Source organism: Streptomyces ipomoeae 91-03 (assembly GCF_000317595.1).
Taxonomy (GTDB): Bacteria; Actinomycetota; Actinomycetes; order Streptomycetales; family Streptomycetaceae; genus Streptomyces; species Streptomyces ipomoeae.
The window spans coordinates 21,603-37,483 of sequence record NZ_AEJC01000537.1; the positions used below are offsets into that span (position 1 = coordinate 21,603).

At 74.4% G+C, this 15,881-nt stretch carries 5 protein-coding genes and 1 pseudogene; all 6 read right to left on the minus strand.

What is annotated here, in order from left to right; genetic code table 11:
* Position 1: 1 nt before the first annotated feature.
* On the minus strand, positions 2 to 1,333 hold the full coding sequence (locus tag STRIP9103_RS35270) for a protoporphyrinogen/coproporphyrinogen oxidase (protein WP_009329932.1): 1,332 nt from the start codon (positions 1,331 to 1,333) through the stop codon (positions 2 to 4).
* Between the two features lie 3 nt (positions 1,334 to 1,336).
* Positions 1,337 to 2,392, minus strand: a complete 1,056-nt coding sequence (locus STRIP9103_RS35275; protein ID WP_009329948.1) for an AfsA-related hotdog domain-containing protein — start codon at positions 2,390 to 2,392, stop codon at positions 1,337 to 1,339.
* Positions 2,389 to 3,804: an NAD(P)/FAD-dependent oxidoreductase gene (locus tag STRIP9103_RS35280; RefSeq protein ID WP_009329901.1), complete on the minus strand. Its 1,416-nt coding sequence runs from the start codon at positions 3,802 to 3,804 to the stop codon at positions 2,389 to 2,391. The genes STRIP9103_RS35275 and STRIP9103_RS35280 overlap by 4 nt, the downstream gene beginning before the upstream one ends.
* The gene (locus STRIP9103_RS35285) at positions 3,801 to 4,811 is read right to left on the minus strand and encodes a 3-oxoacyl-ACP synthase III family protein (protein ID WP_009329925.1); all 1,011 of its coding nucleotides are present in this window, start codon (positions 4,809 to 4,811) and stop codon (positions 3,801 to 3,803) included. The genes STRIP9103_RS35280 and STRIP9103_RS35285 overlap by 4 nt, the downstream gene beginning before the upstream one ends.
* A complete protein-coding gene (locus STRIP9103_RS35290; protein WP_009329966.1) occupies positions 4,793 to 9,004 on the minus strand; it encodes a type I polyketide synthase in 4,212 nt (1,403 codons plus the stop codon). The genes STRIP9103_RS35285 and STRIP9103_RS35290 overlap by 19 nt, the downstream gene beginning before the upstream one ends.
* 3 nt (positions 9,005 to 9,007) lie before the next feature.
* Positions 9,008 to 15,337, minus strand: a pseudogene (locus STRIP9103_RS35295) (type I polyketide synthase); the annotation flags it as partial.
* Between the last annotated feature and the right edge of the window lie 544 nt (positions 15,338 to 15,881).

A 15,881-nucleotide genomic window follows, 5' to 3' on the forward strand; every position in this document is an offset into this window, starting at 1 on the left:
CTCACGCGGTGCTCCCCGGGGAGCCGAGGTGCGTGGCGAGCCGCCCGGCCGCAGCTCTGCCCGTCCGCGCGCAGGCCTCGATGGACACGCCCTGGATGTAGTCGCCCGCCAGCTCCAGTCCCGCGACGTCCGCGACGCTCCGCCGGACGTCCGCCAGGAACTCGGCGTGGTACGGGAGATAGCCGCTGTAGGCGGCCTTCCAGTGCTTGACCAGGACGTTGACGCGCTCGGCGCGCGGCGCGCCCAGATGCCGCACCAGAAGCTCCTCGGTCGCACCGGTGAGCCGGTCGATGTTCTCGGGGCTGAGGTCGGTGAGCCTGCCCTCGCGACCGCTGTAGGTGTAGCGGACGATGTGGCGTTCGTGCTGCCCGTACGAACCGGCGTTGCTGCACGGCCCGTCGTCCATGGCGAGCGCGCGCACGTCGTGCGTGAACATGTCCCGGTCGTACTCGACGAGCACCACGGTCGACGGGAAGTAGTTCACGTCGTCGAGACGGCGGGCGAGTCCGGGCCGGGCCGAGCGGACGATCTCGGCGGTGGCGTGGGCGGGGGTGGCCAGCACCACGCCGTCGTAGTCGGCGGACTTCGCCTCGGCGCCCCGCTCGGAGATCCTGAGGCCCGTGATCCGGCCGTCGCGGATCTCCAGGTCCTCCACCGTCGAGTCGAGCCGCACCGGCACGCGCTTGGCGAACGCCTCCAGAACGGGCTGGATGCCGTCCGACAACTGGTCGTAGTGGTCCAGCAGCATCGCGAGGTTGGTGCCGAAGGTGCCCGGGTAGACCTCGTCGGGCTCCGCGCCGTTGTTGCGGATCACCATGGGCCGTACCAGCGTCTGAGTCAGCTCCGGGCCGAAGAACGCGCTGAGCGGGGCGTGGTCGTGCCGGTGCGAGACGCCGCTGAAGTAGCGCGAGCCGAGGAAGCGGTTGCGCCGGTCGGCGCGGATCCGGGCCGCCATGGTCGCCAGCCGCGCCAGATCCCGGGGCGAACCCATGCGTCGGATGTTCCGCAGGGTCTGGCCGCGGCGCTCGCTGTCGAGCGTGAGCACCTCGCCGTCCTTGATGCGGGACGCGTTGTAGCCGAAGCTCTCGTACGCGTCCGCGCCGAGCTCCGCGGTGAACCAGCGGAAGGTGTGGTACTCGCGGCCGATGTTCTTGCCGCCCGTCATGACCGGCCGGTCGCCCAGCTTGTCCAGGCCGAAACGGCCGCCCAACCGGCTCTCCGCCTCGATGACTTCGACGTCGTGGCCGAGCAGATCGAGGCGGAGCGCGGCGGTGAGCCCCGCGATGCCGCCGCCCACCACCGCCACGCGTCGCCGGGTGCTTTCGAATGACATGGATCAGCCTCCGTGGACTGCGGTCGATGAGGGACGCGGGTCCGCGTCGGGCAGCAGTTCGATGCGGCCCTCGACGACCGCCTTGCCGAACTGCGTCAGCCGCACCGCCACCGGCAGCCGGCCGTCGGCGCCGGGCGCCTGGACCTCCGCCTCGTGGACGAGGTCCGCCTCGAACTCGGCGAAGTCCAGGAAGGCCGCCTCGCAGCCGACGACCATGGCGTGCGGGGAGGGCAGGGCCCCGCTGCGGCAGGCCGCGGCGAGCGCCGCCTGCCGCAGGCCCTCGGCCATCAGCGGGCCCGGTATGTGGTCGTACTCGTGGTCGAAGAACGCCGGGTGCGTCCGGTCGGCGGCGAGGAGGAAACGGACCGTGCCGTCGTCGGGTTCCGGGCGTTCCGGGTGCTCGGGGTCCGCCGTCCCGATGACGACGTTGCGCGGGACCTCCCGGCCGACCAGCGCGGGCGACAGCCGGTGCGCCGGCGTCAACCGGGCGGTCTCCACCGGCTTCTGGGCCCGCTGGAAGGCGCGGAAGACGTCGTAGTCCTCCTGCGACATGAAGGCTAGGACCGCGTTCAGCGTCATCGCCCGGCGTCCGCCGATGTCCATGACGCCTTCGAGGGTCATCCCCACCACGTCGGAGCCCCTGGCCCGCCGTTCGGCGACGCGGTAGTGCACACAGCCCTGCAGGGCGGAGGTCCCGTCGTGCGCGTACGCCTGCGGGTCCTCGACCCGCAGCGTGATCCGCTGGAGGCTGAACGGCAGCCCCACCGGCACGCCCAGATGGCGATGGAGCAGCACGAAGATCGCCTGACGCGCGGCCTCGGCGGACGCGAACGGATCGTGGTACCCGGGATGCCCGTCGGACCACAGACTGTGCGCCCGGGGGATCTGGAAGGACAGATAGAAGTCGTCCGCCGAGCCCTGCGCCGAGTCGGAGACGAAGACCTCACCGATCTGTCTGCGGTGCGCCAGCGAGCGCGGCACGGTCTGCTCGAAACCCAGCCGGATGCCGGACGGCGGCAGCGGGCCGGAAGGTATCGGATGGGGAAGAGTGCTGGTCATCTGCTCGGCTCCGGTTCCAGCGGGTCCTGCTGTACGGGATGCGGCTCGGGGCCGCTCTGATAGACGGGCCGGCGCATCGCGCTCCGGCGGCTGATCTCCGTGCCGGCCAGCCGGACCAGCTCGCGGGCGGCGGCCCGGCGCCGGCCCCGGCCGCTCAGCACCGCCCGGCCGGTGGCGCCCAGCACCCGCCCCGGGGTCAGGACGTCCAGCACGGAGGCGCGGTGGCTCAGCAGGTCCAGTACGCCGTCGACCTTGCCCTTGGCGTGCAGCGCGCGCACGACCCGGGGGACCGCGCCGGCGATGGGGCCCGCGACACCGAGGTCCGTGGCCAGCCCGTAGTACTCGGCATAGGTGCGGTCCCGCCACTGACCGAACTCGGCGGCGGCCCGATCGAGCCGGCCGGGGTCGGGCAGCGCCGCCGCGATCGCGGGCGCCAGCCGCTCCGCCTGGTGGAAGGCGTCGCCGATGCCGCGCCCGCCCGCCGGGTCCTTGAAGTGCCCGGCGTCACCGAGCAGCACCCAGCCCGGCCCCGCCGCCTCGCGGAAGTACCCGAAGAAGCGGCGGATGCCGTAGATCCGTTCGGCCCGGGTGGCGTTCGCCAGCGCCTTGGCGATGGGCGCGCAGCGCATGGCGTGGGCGTGCACCGAGCCCTCCAGATCGGCGCGGAAGGAGTCCCGCTCGTGCCGTTGGGGCGAGACGCCCACGATGTAGAGGCCGTTGTCGGCGGGGCCGCCGAGCATGTGCCGGTCGCCCCAGCGGTGGAAGACGAAGGTGGGGCGCTCACCGAGGTCCGCGCCCTCGAAGTACGTCCAGTAGTAGCTGCGTTCACCGGGGCTGACGTGGTACATCCGCGCACCGCAGGACTCGGCGACCTTCGACGTCCGGCCGTCCGCGCCGACCACGAGACGGGCGCGCAGCACGCTCTCGGCGCCGCCGGACACGGCCACCACACCCGAGACCCGCCCGCCCTCGCGGACGACCCCGGTGACCTTGGTGCCCAGCCTGACCTCGGCGCCCGCCGTACGGGCCGCGTCCACCAGCACCGGGTCCAGGACCTCGCGGCGGATGCACGCCGCGCCGCCGACGTCGCCGGCCCGCAGCGGGAAGGCGGCCAGACAGCGGAACTCCTCCAGGCGCATGTCGACATGGCTCATCGGAGTGACCCCGGCCGCCTTCAACTCGGCCCACACACCGAGGCGTTCGAGGAACGCGAGGGAATCGGCCTGAAGGATGTTGGAGGACAGGGTCGAGCGGATGCGGGTGGCCTGGTCGAGTACGGCGACCCTGAGGCCGCGGCGGGCGAGGAGCGCGCCGAGGGCGGAGCCGGCGCAGCGGGCCCCGACGATCACGACGTCGAAGTCCTCGGCGCCCTTGGTCTCCTTGGCGGGGAGGTCCCGTGTGCCGCCGCTCATGACGCGCCGGTCCAGCGCACCGCCGCCGCGGCGGCGAAGTCACCGGCGTGCGCGAACCCGGACATCACCACGAGGTCGCCGTCGCGCAGTTCACCCGCGCGCGCGGCCTGGTCGAGGGTGATGGGCACGGCGGCGCCGTAGAGGTTGCCGAAGCGGTCGAAGGTGTCGAAGTGGCGCTCCTTGTCGAGCTTCAGGGCCTGTCGCCAGTTCCGCAGGAAGATCCGGTTCGGCTGGTTGGTGACGAGGACGTCGATCGCGGACGGCTCCTCGCCGAGCTCCGCGCAGAGCTCCCGGACCAGCTCGGGCACGAGCGTGTTGCCGCGGTCCAGGACCTCCTTCTGCTTCGCGCCGTCGAACCAGATGTCCGTCTGCCCGGTGCCGGGCTCCCAGTACTTGCGGCCGTCCGGGGACGCGAGCCCCAGGTCGACCGAGTACGCGGGGACGCTGCGCCTGCGCACACCGAGGACCGGTGAACCGGCGCCCGCCTCCACCAAGGCCACGCCGCAGCCGTCGCCCGGCACCGCCGCGTGGGGGTGCTTGCGCACCTCGGACTGGGCGAACATCTGTCCGGCGGTGTTCTGCACATTGGCGATCAGCGCGGTCTTGGCGGAGCCGTCCGCCATGATCTTCTGCGCCAGCTGCAGCATGTACATGAACGAGGCGCAGCCGCCGTTGTGCACGTCCAGGATCCAGTCGGGGTCGATGCCGAGCCGGTGCGCCGCCTGGGCGCCGACCCCCATGAACGGCTCGTCCGGCAGCAGCACGTTCGTCAGGAGCACATCCGCCTCGGGCTTCCTGCCCAGCCGGTCGAACAGGGGCAGGGCCGCCTTGGCGATCATGTCGGAGGCACGCTCGTCCGGGGCGACGTGGTGCCGGGTCGCCGGGACCTTGAACAGCGGGGCGTTGGCCAGCGGGTCCAGCGGGGCGTCCGGGTCGTGGAAGAACTCGGGGCCCACGACCTTCTCGGGCAGATAGCTTCCGAAGTCGACTATGCCGACGGGCTGCATGACGGTTCCTTTCGAAGCCAGTCCTCCACCGCCCGCGCGGTGTCGACGGCGTGTTCTTCGAGGAGCGAGAAGTGATCGCCGGTGACCGGCGTGACGGTGTCCGCCGCCCGCCACAGCGGCCAGTCACCGCTGCCGGGGGCGTCCGGGCCGCGCTCGGCGGTGAGCAGCAGGGCCGGGGCGGTGAGCGGGTCGGCGGCCCAGTCGTCGAAGAGCCGCAGATAGCCGCCCATGGCCAGCACGCCCGCCTCGTGCACGCCGGTCTCGTGCACGTCGGCCTCGCGCAGGCCGGTCTCGTGCATGCCGGTCTGGGCCCGGTCCCTGGCGAGGATGTGCCCCATCGCCCAGCCGAACACCTCGCCCTGCCGGGCGGGTTCGGGCTCGTACGTGTCGATCAGGACGACGCCCGCGACCCGGTCCCCGGCCCGCTCCAGGCTCGCGGCGGCGGCGTGCGCGAGGACACCGCCGATGGAGTGCCCGACCAGCAGCAGCGGGGCGCCGCCCGCCGCCGTGCGGGCAGCGGCGGCCAGGCTGTCGACCGCCGCGCGCCGGGAGGCCGGCACGAGGGGTGAGGCGGCGTCGAACCCCGGCAGGGCCAGCGCCGACATCCGCAGCCGGCGCCGGAAGCCCGCCGCGAACCGCGCGAACTGGTGCGGCCCCGACCCGGCCAGGAAGGACGGCACACACACCACGGCGGGCTCGACGGGACCGTCGGACACGAGGACGGACCTGACCGGCTCGGTGAGCCGATCGAGGGAGGCGAAGGAGGGCAGCGCATCGGCGGCCCGCCGCAACCGGGGCACGACGGCGGCGAGTTCACCCGCGCCGTGCGCGGCCCGGAGAAGGGCGGTGTAGTGGCCCGGGCTTCGGTCGGCGACGGTCGGCATGCCTTCCGCCGGCTGCCGTGCGGCATCCTCGGGCCGCGACGCGGCGCCGTCCGGGCTTAGCGCGGCCCCATCGGGCTTCGGCGCCTCCGCCGGATTCGGCGCGGCTGCCGGGGGCCATGGTGTGGCGGACTCACCCGGTGGGGCCGGTTCGAGCAGCGGTCGCAGGTGATCCGCGATCGCTCGTGGCGTCGGATGGTCCACCAGCAGCGTCGCCGGGAGGTCGAGGCCGGTGGCTGTGGACAGGCGGCGCTGGAGTCGGACGGCGCCGAGGGAGTCGATGCCCAGTTCCAGGAGGGTCTTGTCGGGGTCGACGGTCGTGTCGTCGTCGTGACCGAGGACGAGGCCGGTCTGGGCCAGGACCAGGGCCAGCGCGTCCGGCGCCGGGGGAGCGGGTTCCCGCGGAGCCCCGGCCCGGGGAGCCGCGTCGGATTCCGCGGGCCCCGGGGCACGTACGGGCTGCCGTACGTCGATCCAGTGGCGGCGTGGCTGGAAGGCGTACGTCGGAAGGCTCACCCGGCGGCCCGCCCCCGGCGGGAAGAGGTCCGCCAGGTCGCCGCCGGCCCCGTGGGCGTGCAACTCGGCGAGCGCGGTCAGGAGCGCGACGGGCTCCGGCCCGCGCCCGTCGAGGGCCGGGGCGAGGACGGCGGCCGACGGGGCGTCCAGGCACTCGCGCGCCATACCCGTGAGCACCCCCGCCGGGCCGAGCTCCAGGAAGGCGGTCACGCCCGCCCGCTCCAGCGCCCGGACGCCGTCGTGGAACCGGACCGGACGCTCGGCGTGCCGCACCCAGTACCCGGGGGTGGCGAGCGTGTCCGCGTCGGCGAGTTCGCCGGTGACGTCGGAGACGATCGGGATGCGCGGCGCCCGATAGCTCAGACCGCCCGCGACCTCGGCGAGCCGTTCGAGCGCGGGCCGCATCAGGGGCGAGTGGAAGGCATGGCTCACCCGCAGCCGGCGGATGCGCCGACCCCGCTCCCGCCAGGGGGCCTCCCAGCCGTCGAGGGCGTCCGCGGCACCGGACACGACGACGGAGCGCGGTCCGTTGACGGCGGCCACCGCCAACTCCTCGTACCCCGCCAGGCTTTCGCGGACCTCGTCCTCCGACGCCTGTACGGCGACCATCGCGCCCCCCGTCGGCAGCGCCTGCATCAGTGCGCCTCGGGCGGCGACCAGGGCGCTCGCGTCCGCGAGGGACAGCACCCCGGCGACGTGGGCGGCGGACAGTTCGCCGATCGAATGGCCGAGCAGGAAGTCGGGGGTGAAGCCCCAGGACTCGACGAGCCGGTGGAGGGCGACCTCCAGGGCGAACAGGGCGGGCTGGGTGTAGCCGGTGCTGTGCAGGAGCCGCGCGTCAGGGCTGTCCTCGGCGGCGAACATCACCTGCCGCAGCGGCCGTTCCAGATGACGGTCGAGTTCGGCGCACACCGCGTCGAGCGCGTCCGCGAACACCGGGTGGGCGGCGGCGAGTTCCCGCCCGGCGCCGGCGCGCTGGGAGCCCTGCCCGGAGAAGAGGAAGGCGGTCCGGCGTCCGCGCGCGGCCACGCCCTGGACGGCGTTGCCCGGCAGCTCGCCCGCCCCGAACGCCGCGAGACCGGCGCGGAGTTCGTCCCGGCCGGTGCCGATGACGACCACCCGGTGCTCGAAGCGGGCCCGCGTCCGGGCGAGCGCGGCGCCGACCTCGGTGGGCGTGGGCTCCGGGCGGGTGGCGCCGGCGTACGCGGTGGGCCTGGGGCCCGTGGCATCGGCGTACGCGGTGAGGTGGGCGTCGAGACGGCGGGCCTGGTCGCGCAGCGCGGCGGGGGTCTTGGCGGAGAGCACCCAGGGGACGGCGGGGAGTTCGGCGGGCCCCTGCCCGCCCGAGCCGTCGCGGCCATCGTGGTCGTGGCCGTGGAGGTCGAGGGGGTCGTGCCGTTCGTCCCGTTCGTCGGGAGCCTCCTCGACGACGACATGGGCGTTGGTGCCGCTGATGCCGAAGGAGGAGACACCGGCGCGCCGTACGCGCTCCCCGCGCGGCCAGGGCGTGGCCTCGGTCAGCAGGGAGATCCCGCCGCCGGACCAGTCGGCCTTCGGTGTGGGCCGGTCGACGTGCAGCGTCCGGGGAAGCAGCTCGTGGCGCAGCGCCTGGACCATCTTGATGAGGCCCCCGACCCCGGCGGCGGCCTGGCTGTGCCCGAGGTTGGACTTCAGCGAGCCGAGCCACAGGGGCCGCCCGGCGTCGCGCTCCCGGCCGTAGACGGCGTTCAGCGCGTCGATCTCGATGGGGTCGCCGAGCGTGGTGCCGGTGCCGTGGCCCTCGACGGCGTCGATGTCGGCGGGAGCGAGGCGCGCGGCGGCCAGCGCCTGGCCGATGACGTTCTGCTGGGAGGTGCCGTTGGGCGCGGTGAGGCCGTTGCTCGCGCCGTCCTGGTTGACGGCCGAGCCCCTGATGAGGGCGAGGACGCGATGGCCGTGGCGCCGGGCCTCGCCGAGCCGCTCCAGGAGGACGACGCCGACGCCCTCGCCCCAGCCGGTGCCGTCCGCCGCCTCGGCGTAGGACCGGCAGCGGCCGTCCGGCGAGAGACCGCGCTGTCTGCTGAACTCGGTGAACACACCGGGGGTGGACATCACGGTGACACCACCGGCGAGGGCGAGCGAGCACTCGCCCCGGCGCAGCGCCTGCGCCGCCAGATGCGCCCCGACCAGGGAGGAGGAGCACGCCGTGTCGATGGTGAGCGCCGGGCCCTCGAACCCCAGCGCGTACGCGACCCGACCCGACAGCACGCTCCCCGCCGAGCCGATCCCCCAGTAGCCCTCCAGGTCGCTCGGCCCGGAGCGCGCGAGGTGGACGTAGTCCTGCCCGGTGGTCCCCACGAACACGCCCGTCCGGGAACCCCGTAACGTGCCGGGGTCGATGCCCGCGTCCTCCAGGCACTCCCACACTGTCTGCAGGAGCAGCCGCTGCTGGGGGTCCATGGCCTGTGCCTCGGTGTGCCCGATGCCGAAGAAGTCGGCGTCGAACTCCGTCGCCGAGTCGAGGAAGGCACCGGAGCGGGTGTACGTGGTGCCGGGGCGGTCGGGATCGTCGTCGAAGAGGTGGTCGAGGTCCCAGCCCCGGTCCTCGGGGAAGCCCCCGACGACATCGCGTTCCCGGGCCACGACGTCCCACAGCCCGGCGGCGGAGGTGACACCGCCCGGGTAGTGGCAGGCCATGCCGACCACCGCGACCGGTTCGCTCTCGCGTTCCTCGGCCCGCCGCAATCGCTCACGGGTGCTCTGCAGTTCGGCGACCACACGCCTGAGGTACTGGAGTGTCCTGTCGTCGTCCGCCATGGCTCAGGCCACCCCCAGGTCGTTGTCGATCAGGTCGAAGAGTTCGTCGGCGGTGGCGTCGTCGACGCGTCGCCCGTGGTCGCCGCCGGCACCGGGCTCCCGGTCCTCCGCGGAGAGGTCCTCCAGGGACGCGAGGAGCGAGCGCAGCCTGGTGCTCACCGCGCCGGCGTCGGACGGGGCGAGCGAGGGCAGCAGCGCGGCCAGCCGGTCCAGGTCCGCGTACACGGCGGTGCCGGTCGGCCGCTGTTCCTCCGGGGTGGCGCGCTCCTCCAGCAGGGTCCGCAGCCGGGCGGCGAGGGCGGGCACCGAGGGGTGGCTGAAGACGAGGGTGGACGGCAGGGTCAGCCCGGTGACCTGGCTGAGCCGGTTGCGCAGCCGTACCGCGCCGAGCGAGTCCAGCCCCAGCTCCTTGAAGGGCCGTTCCGGATCCACCGCCCCGGCGTCCGCATGGCCGAGCACGGTGGCGACCTCGGCGGCGACGACGCCCGCCACGAGCGCGTCACGTTCCTCCGGCGGCGCGCCCGCCAGCCGGGAGAGCAGCGCACCGCCGCGCACGCCCGTCGGACGGGCCGTGGTCGGCGCGAGGGCGCGCAGGACGGCGGGAAGCACGCCGTCGCGGCCTGGGCGCGGAGGGCGGCCAGGTCGAGCCGGGCGGGCAGCAGCAGGCGTCACCGGTGTGGTGCGCGGCGTCGAGGAGCCGGAGTCCGTCCTCCGTCGACAGCGGAGCCAGCCCCAACCTGCCCAGTTGGGCCACCCCGTCCCGGCGAGATGCCGGGTCATCGCGCTCGTCTCCGCCCACAGCCCCCAGGCGAGGGAGAGGCCGGGCAGTCCCCGCGCCCGCCGCCACTGGGCGAAGGCGTCGAGGAAGGTGTTGGCGGCGGCGTAGTTCCCCTGCCCTGGACCGCCGATGGTCCCCGCCACGGAGGAGAAGAGCACGAAGGAGCGGAGCGGGGCACCGGCGGTCAGCTCGTGCAGATGGAGCGCGGCGTCGGCCTTGGGCCGCATGACACGGTCGAGGCGTTCGGGGGTGAGCGCCTCCACCAGCCCGTCGTCGAGGACTCCCGCCGAGTGGACCACGGACGTGAGCGGACGGTCCGACGGCACGGAGGCGAGGAGCCCCGCCACGGCCGCCCGGTCGGTGATGTCGCAGGCCGCGACCGCGACCTCGGCACCGAGCGCTTCCAACTCCGCGACGAGCCCCGCCACGCCGTCGGCCGCGCGGCCACGACGGCTCACGAGGAGCAGGTGCCGGGCACCGCGCTCGGCGACGAGGTGCCGGGCCACCTGGGCGCCGATGCCGCTGGTGCCGCCGGTGACGAGGACGGTGCCGTCCGGGTCGAAGGGCAGCGGTTCCCCCGTGGCACGGGCGCGGACGACGCGCGGGACGTACGCGATGCCGTCGCGCACGGCGAGTTGGGGCTCGGAGGAGGCGTGCAGCGCCGCCGGTACGGTCTCGTCGGCACCCGCCAGGTCGATCAGCGTGAACCGTCCCGGGTGCTCGGACTGCGCGGAACGCACCAGGCCCCAGAGCGCGGCCGGTTCCGGTCGGACGGTGGTGGCGTCCGGGGTGACCGCGACGGCGTCCCGGGTCACGAGGACGAGCCGCGAGTCGGCCAGCCGCTCCTCGGCGAGCCATCCCTGCAGCAGGGCGAGGGTGCGGTGCGCCAGATCACGGGCCCGTGCCGCGTCCGGCACCGCGTCCGGCGTGGCGCGCGGTGCGGGCTCGGCGGTGAGCACGGTGTCCGGGACGGGGGCGCCCGCGTCGAGGGCCGCGAGGAGGGCGGTCAGATCGGGGTAGGAGGGTACGTCCGCCCCGTACGCGGAGGTGTCGACGCCTTCGCCGAGCAGCGCGTACGGCCCAACGGGGCGCGCCGGTGCGGTCGGTGCGGCCGGCGTGTCTGGTGCGGCCGGCGTGCCTGGTGTGGCCGAGGTGGCTGACGTGGCTGACGTGGCTGATGTGACTGACATGGCTGATGTGGCCGATGGGGCCGGAACGCCGGGATCCGGCATCGGCAGCGGCTGCCACTCCAGGCGGAACAGCGAGTCCGTCCCCGCGCCCGCAGCCGCCAGCTTGGCGGGTGACACCGGGCGGGCCACGACCGCGTCGACCGAGGCCACGGGGGCGCCGGTCTCGTCGGTCGCGGACATCCGTACCGTCCCCTCGCCCTGCGGGGTGAGCGTCACGCGCAGCCGCGTCGCGTCCGGACCGCCGATCCGTACGCCGGACCAGGTGAACGGCAGCCATGCCTGCGCCGACTCGGCGTCCGGGCCCGTCAGCTCCGTGAGCTGGGCGTGGAACGCCGCGTCCAGCAGCGCCGGGTGCACGGCGAAGCCGTCCGCGTCCGCCGTGACGTCCACCTCCGCGAGGAGCCCGTCCTCGTGGCGCCAGGCGGCGCGCAGGCCCTGGAAGACGGGGCCGTAGCCGAAGCCGCGGTCCGCGAGGAGGTCGTAGAGGCCGTCGACGTCCACGGCCGTGGCGCCGGGCGGCGGCCAGGCAGCCGCCCGCGCCGGAGGCTCGCCGGGCGGTGCCGCCTCCAGGAGGCCGACGGCGTGCCGGGTCCACGCCCCGTCACCCTCACCCTCACCACCGGTCGCGTCACCGGTGGGTGAGCCGACGGCACGTGAATGGACGGTGATCGACCGCCGCCCCGCCGCGTCCGGCGCCCCCACCGACGCCTGCAGATCCACCGCCCCGTCGTCCACGAGAGCCAGCGGTTCCTCCAGCGTCAGCTCGGTCACCATGTCGCAGCCGAGCCGCGCGCCCGCCCACGCCGCGATGTCCACGAACGCGGTGCCCGGCAGCAGCACGGTGCCGTAGACCGCGTGGTCGTCCAGCCAGCCGTGCGTGCCCCGCGAGACCCGCCCGGTGAACAGCCACCCCGCGCCGTCCGCGAGCTCGGCGCCCGCCGTGAGCAGGGGATGCCCCGTCGGGCGCAGGCCCGCGCCGGTGACATCGCCCGTGCCCGCCCGCGGTGTGGCCCAGTACCGCTCCGACCGGAAGGCGTACGTGGGCAGTTCGACCCGCCGGGCGGTGCGCTCGTCGAACACCGCGTCCCATGCCACCGGCGCTCCGTGTGCGTACGCCTCGGCGAGCGCCCCGGTGAAGCGCGCCAGTTCCCCGTCGCGCCGGGCCGAACCGAGGACGGCCGCCGCGGCGCCCGTCGCCTCCACCGTCTGCTCCACCGCGACCGTGAGGATCGGATGCGGGCTGACCTCGATGAACGTCGTGTGGCCGGTGGCGAGGAGCTGCCGTACGACCTCCTCGAACCGGACCGGCTGCCGCAGATTCCGGTACCAGTAGCCGGCGTCCAGCTGTGCCGTGTCGAGTTCGGCGGCGGTGACCGTGGAGTGGAAGCGGACCTCGCCGGAGCGGGGCGCCAGGGGAGCCAGGGCCTCGGCGAGCGACTCCTTGATGGTCTCGACCTGAGGGGAGTGCGAGGCGTAGTCGACGGGGACGCGCCGGGCCCAGACGCCGTCCTCGGCGCAGCGGGCGAGAAGTTCGTCGAGGGCGTCGGGGTCGCCGGAGACGGTCATGGAGGACGGCCCGTTCACGGCGGCCACGGAGATGCGCCCGCCCCAGCGATCGAGCAGCGGCAGCAGCCGCTCCGGGGAGGCCGTCACCGACGCCATCCCGCCCTGGCCGGCCATGGTGGTGGCGATGGCCCGGCTGCGCAGCGCCACGACCCGCGCGGCGTCGTCGAGGGAGAGCCCGCCGGCGACGTACGCGGCGGCGATCTCGCCCTGGGAGTGCCCGACGACGGCGTCGGGCCGCACCCCGTGCCGCCGCCAGAGCGCGGCGAGCGCCGCCATCACGGCGAACAGGGCCGGCTGTACGACGTCCACGCGGTCCAGCGGGGGAGCGCCCGGCGCGCCGCGCAGCACGTCGTCGAGCGACCAGTCGACGTACGGTGCGAGGGCGTCGGCGACGGCGCGCAGCTCCTCGGCGAACACCGGGTGCGCGGCGGCGAGTTCACGACCCATGCCGATCCACTGGGAGCCCTGCCCGGGAAACACGAACACGACCTTGCCGCCGGGACGCGCCCTGCCGAGGGCGGTCCCCTCGACGGCCTCCCCGTGCGCGAGGGCTGCCACCGCCCCGAGAAGTTCCTCGCGCGTGGCGCCGACGACGGCCGCGCGATGCTCGAAGTGGGCCCGCGTCAACGCCAGCCCGGCCCCGACCGCCACGGGCGACACCTCGCCCACCTCGACAAGCCGCCCATGCAGCCGCCACGCCTGCTCCCGCAGAGCGCCGACACTCTTGGCGGACAAAACCCAGGGAACAACCGAAGAACCCCCGCCCACACCCCCGCCGACCGCACCCTCATGCGCCGCGCTTCGGCCGGTTGTGCCTGTGTCGACCGCACCCTCATCTGCCACGCTTCGACCGACCGTGCCTGTGCCGGCCGCGTCCTCATGCGTCGCGCTTCGGCCGGCCGCGCGTGCGGCGGCCGTGCCCTCATCCGGCACGACTCCGTCGGCCGTGCTTCCACCCGCCGTACTTCCATCCGCCGCGCTTGCGCCGGTCGCGCTTGCGCCGGCCGTGTCCGAGTCGATCGCGGCTTCGCCGGCTGCGCCCTCATCCGTCGCGCTTCGGCCGGCCGCGCGTGCGGCGGCCGTGGCCTCATCCGCCACGATTCCGTCGGCCGTGCCTTCGCCCGTCGCGACCTCATCTGCCGGACGTCCGGCCGCCGTGCCGCCCCTCGACCCGCCCTCGTCGGCCGACCCCTCGGCCGCCGGGTCGTCGTTGAGCGGTGGCTCCTCCACGAGGACGTGGGCGTTCGTCCCGCCGACGCCGAACGCCGACACGCCGGCACGGCGGACGCGGGTGCCCCGTGGCCAGGGCGTGGGTTCCGTCAGCAGGGACACCGTGCCGCTCGACCAGTCGGCCTTGGGGGTCGGCTCGTCGATGTGCAGGGTCCGGGGCAGGACCCCGTGGCGCAGCGCCTCGATCATCTTGATGATGCCGCCGACGCCCGCCGCGGCCTGGCTGTGGCCGATGTTGGACTTCAGCGAGCCGAGCCTCAGCGGTCGTCCGGCGGGCCGGTCCTCGGCGAACACCGCCGTGAGCGAATCGATCTCGATCGGGTCGCCGAGCTTCGTGCCCGTGCCGTGGCCCTCCACCGCGTCGATGTCACCGGGACGCAGCCCGGCCGCCGCCAGCGCCTGCCGCACGACCCGCTGCTGCGCGGCACCGTTCGGCGCGGTCAGCCCGTTGCTCGCCCCGTCCTGGTTGACGGCCGAGCCGGGCAGCAGCGCGAGCACCCGATGACCGCGCCGCCGCGCCTCGCTGAGCCGTTCCAGTACGAGGACGCCGACCCCCTCGGCCCAGCCCGTGCCGTCGGCCGCCCCGGCATAGGACCGGCACCGCCCGTCCGGCGACAGCGCCCGCTGCCTGCTGAACTCGGTGAACACCTTGGGCGTCGCCATCACGGCGGCGCCACCGGCGACGGCGAGCGAGCACTCCCCGGTGCGCAGCGCCTGGGCCGCCAGGTGCACGCTCACCAGGGACGACGAGCAGGCCGTGTCGACGGTGAGCGCGGGCCCCTCGAAACCGAAGGCGTAGGCGATGCGGCCGGACAGGACGCTGCCGGCCGAGCCGATGCCCCAGTAGCCCTCCAGCTCGCGCGGTCCCGAGCGCGCCACCTGCTCGTAGTCCTGGCCGCTGCTGCCGATGTAGACACCGGTGGGGGACTTGCGCAGGGTGCCGGGGTCGACTCCCGCGTTCTCCAGGGCCTCCCACACGGTGTGCAGGAGCAGCCGCTGCTGCGGGTCCATCGCCAGGGCCTCGCGGCGCGCGACCCCGAAGAAGTCGGCGTCGAAATCGGCGACCGAGTCCAGGAAGCCACCGGTGCGGGCGTAGCTCGTACCGGGCTGCTCCGGGTCGTCGGAGAAGAGGCCGTCGAGGTCCCAGCCGCGGTCGGCGGGGAAGTCCGAGACGACGTCGCGCCCGGCGGCCACGACGTCCCACAGGTCGGCGGGTGAGGCGACACCGCCCGGGTATCGGCACGCCATGCCGACGACCGCGACGGGATCGCGATCGTGGGCGTGGTCGTGGTCGTCGACCGGCTCCTGGACGTCCCCAGGGGTTTCGCCGGTCGTCGGGGCGAACCCCAGCGAGGACTGCAGATGCCGGGCCACGGCCGCTGGCGTCGGATGGTCGAACAGCAGCGTGAGCGGCAGTTCGAGCCCGGCGGCGGCGCCGATGCTGCTCGTCAGTTCCACCGCGGCCAGGGAGTTGTAGCCGAAGTCGCGATAGGCGAGGTCCGGGTCGACGTCCGCCGGTTCCGAGCCGAGGAGCTCCGCGGTCTTCTCCCGCACCAGATCCAGCAGGGCCGGGTACCGGGCGTCCTCCGGCAGCGCGGCCAGCCGTACCGCCAAGGGGTTGTCCCGCCCGCCCAACGAGTCGGCCGAGTCCATCGAGTCGGCCGAGTCCATCGCGTCAGCCATCGCGTCAGCCATGCCCATCCTCCACGTCGTCGCCCTGCGCCCCCGCGCCAGCCCAAGCCCACCGCTCCCCGTGCGGGGAGCGGCCACAGAGTCCCGTCGTCAGGACCAGATGACTTCTCTTCGGATCTCCGGATCTTCCGAACCTTCCGGATCTTCCGAACCTTCCGGATCTTCCGATCTTCGGATCACCACGTCGTCACGGCCCGGGGGCATGCCGAAGGCACACACCGAACGCCGTACCTTCGGCCACCCGCCGAACCCTCGATCACGTACGCGTACGCACGAGATCCCTCAGCGGCCCCGGGCCGCCGGTCTCCCTGTCAGCCGTCGTCCCGGGCCACCGGTCTGCCCGTCAGCCCCCGGCCACCGGTCTCCCCGTCAGCCCCCGGCCCCGACCGCCGCCGTACCCCTCAGCTCAGCCGCTCGCCGA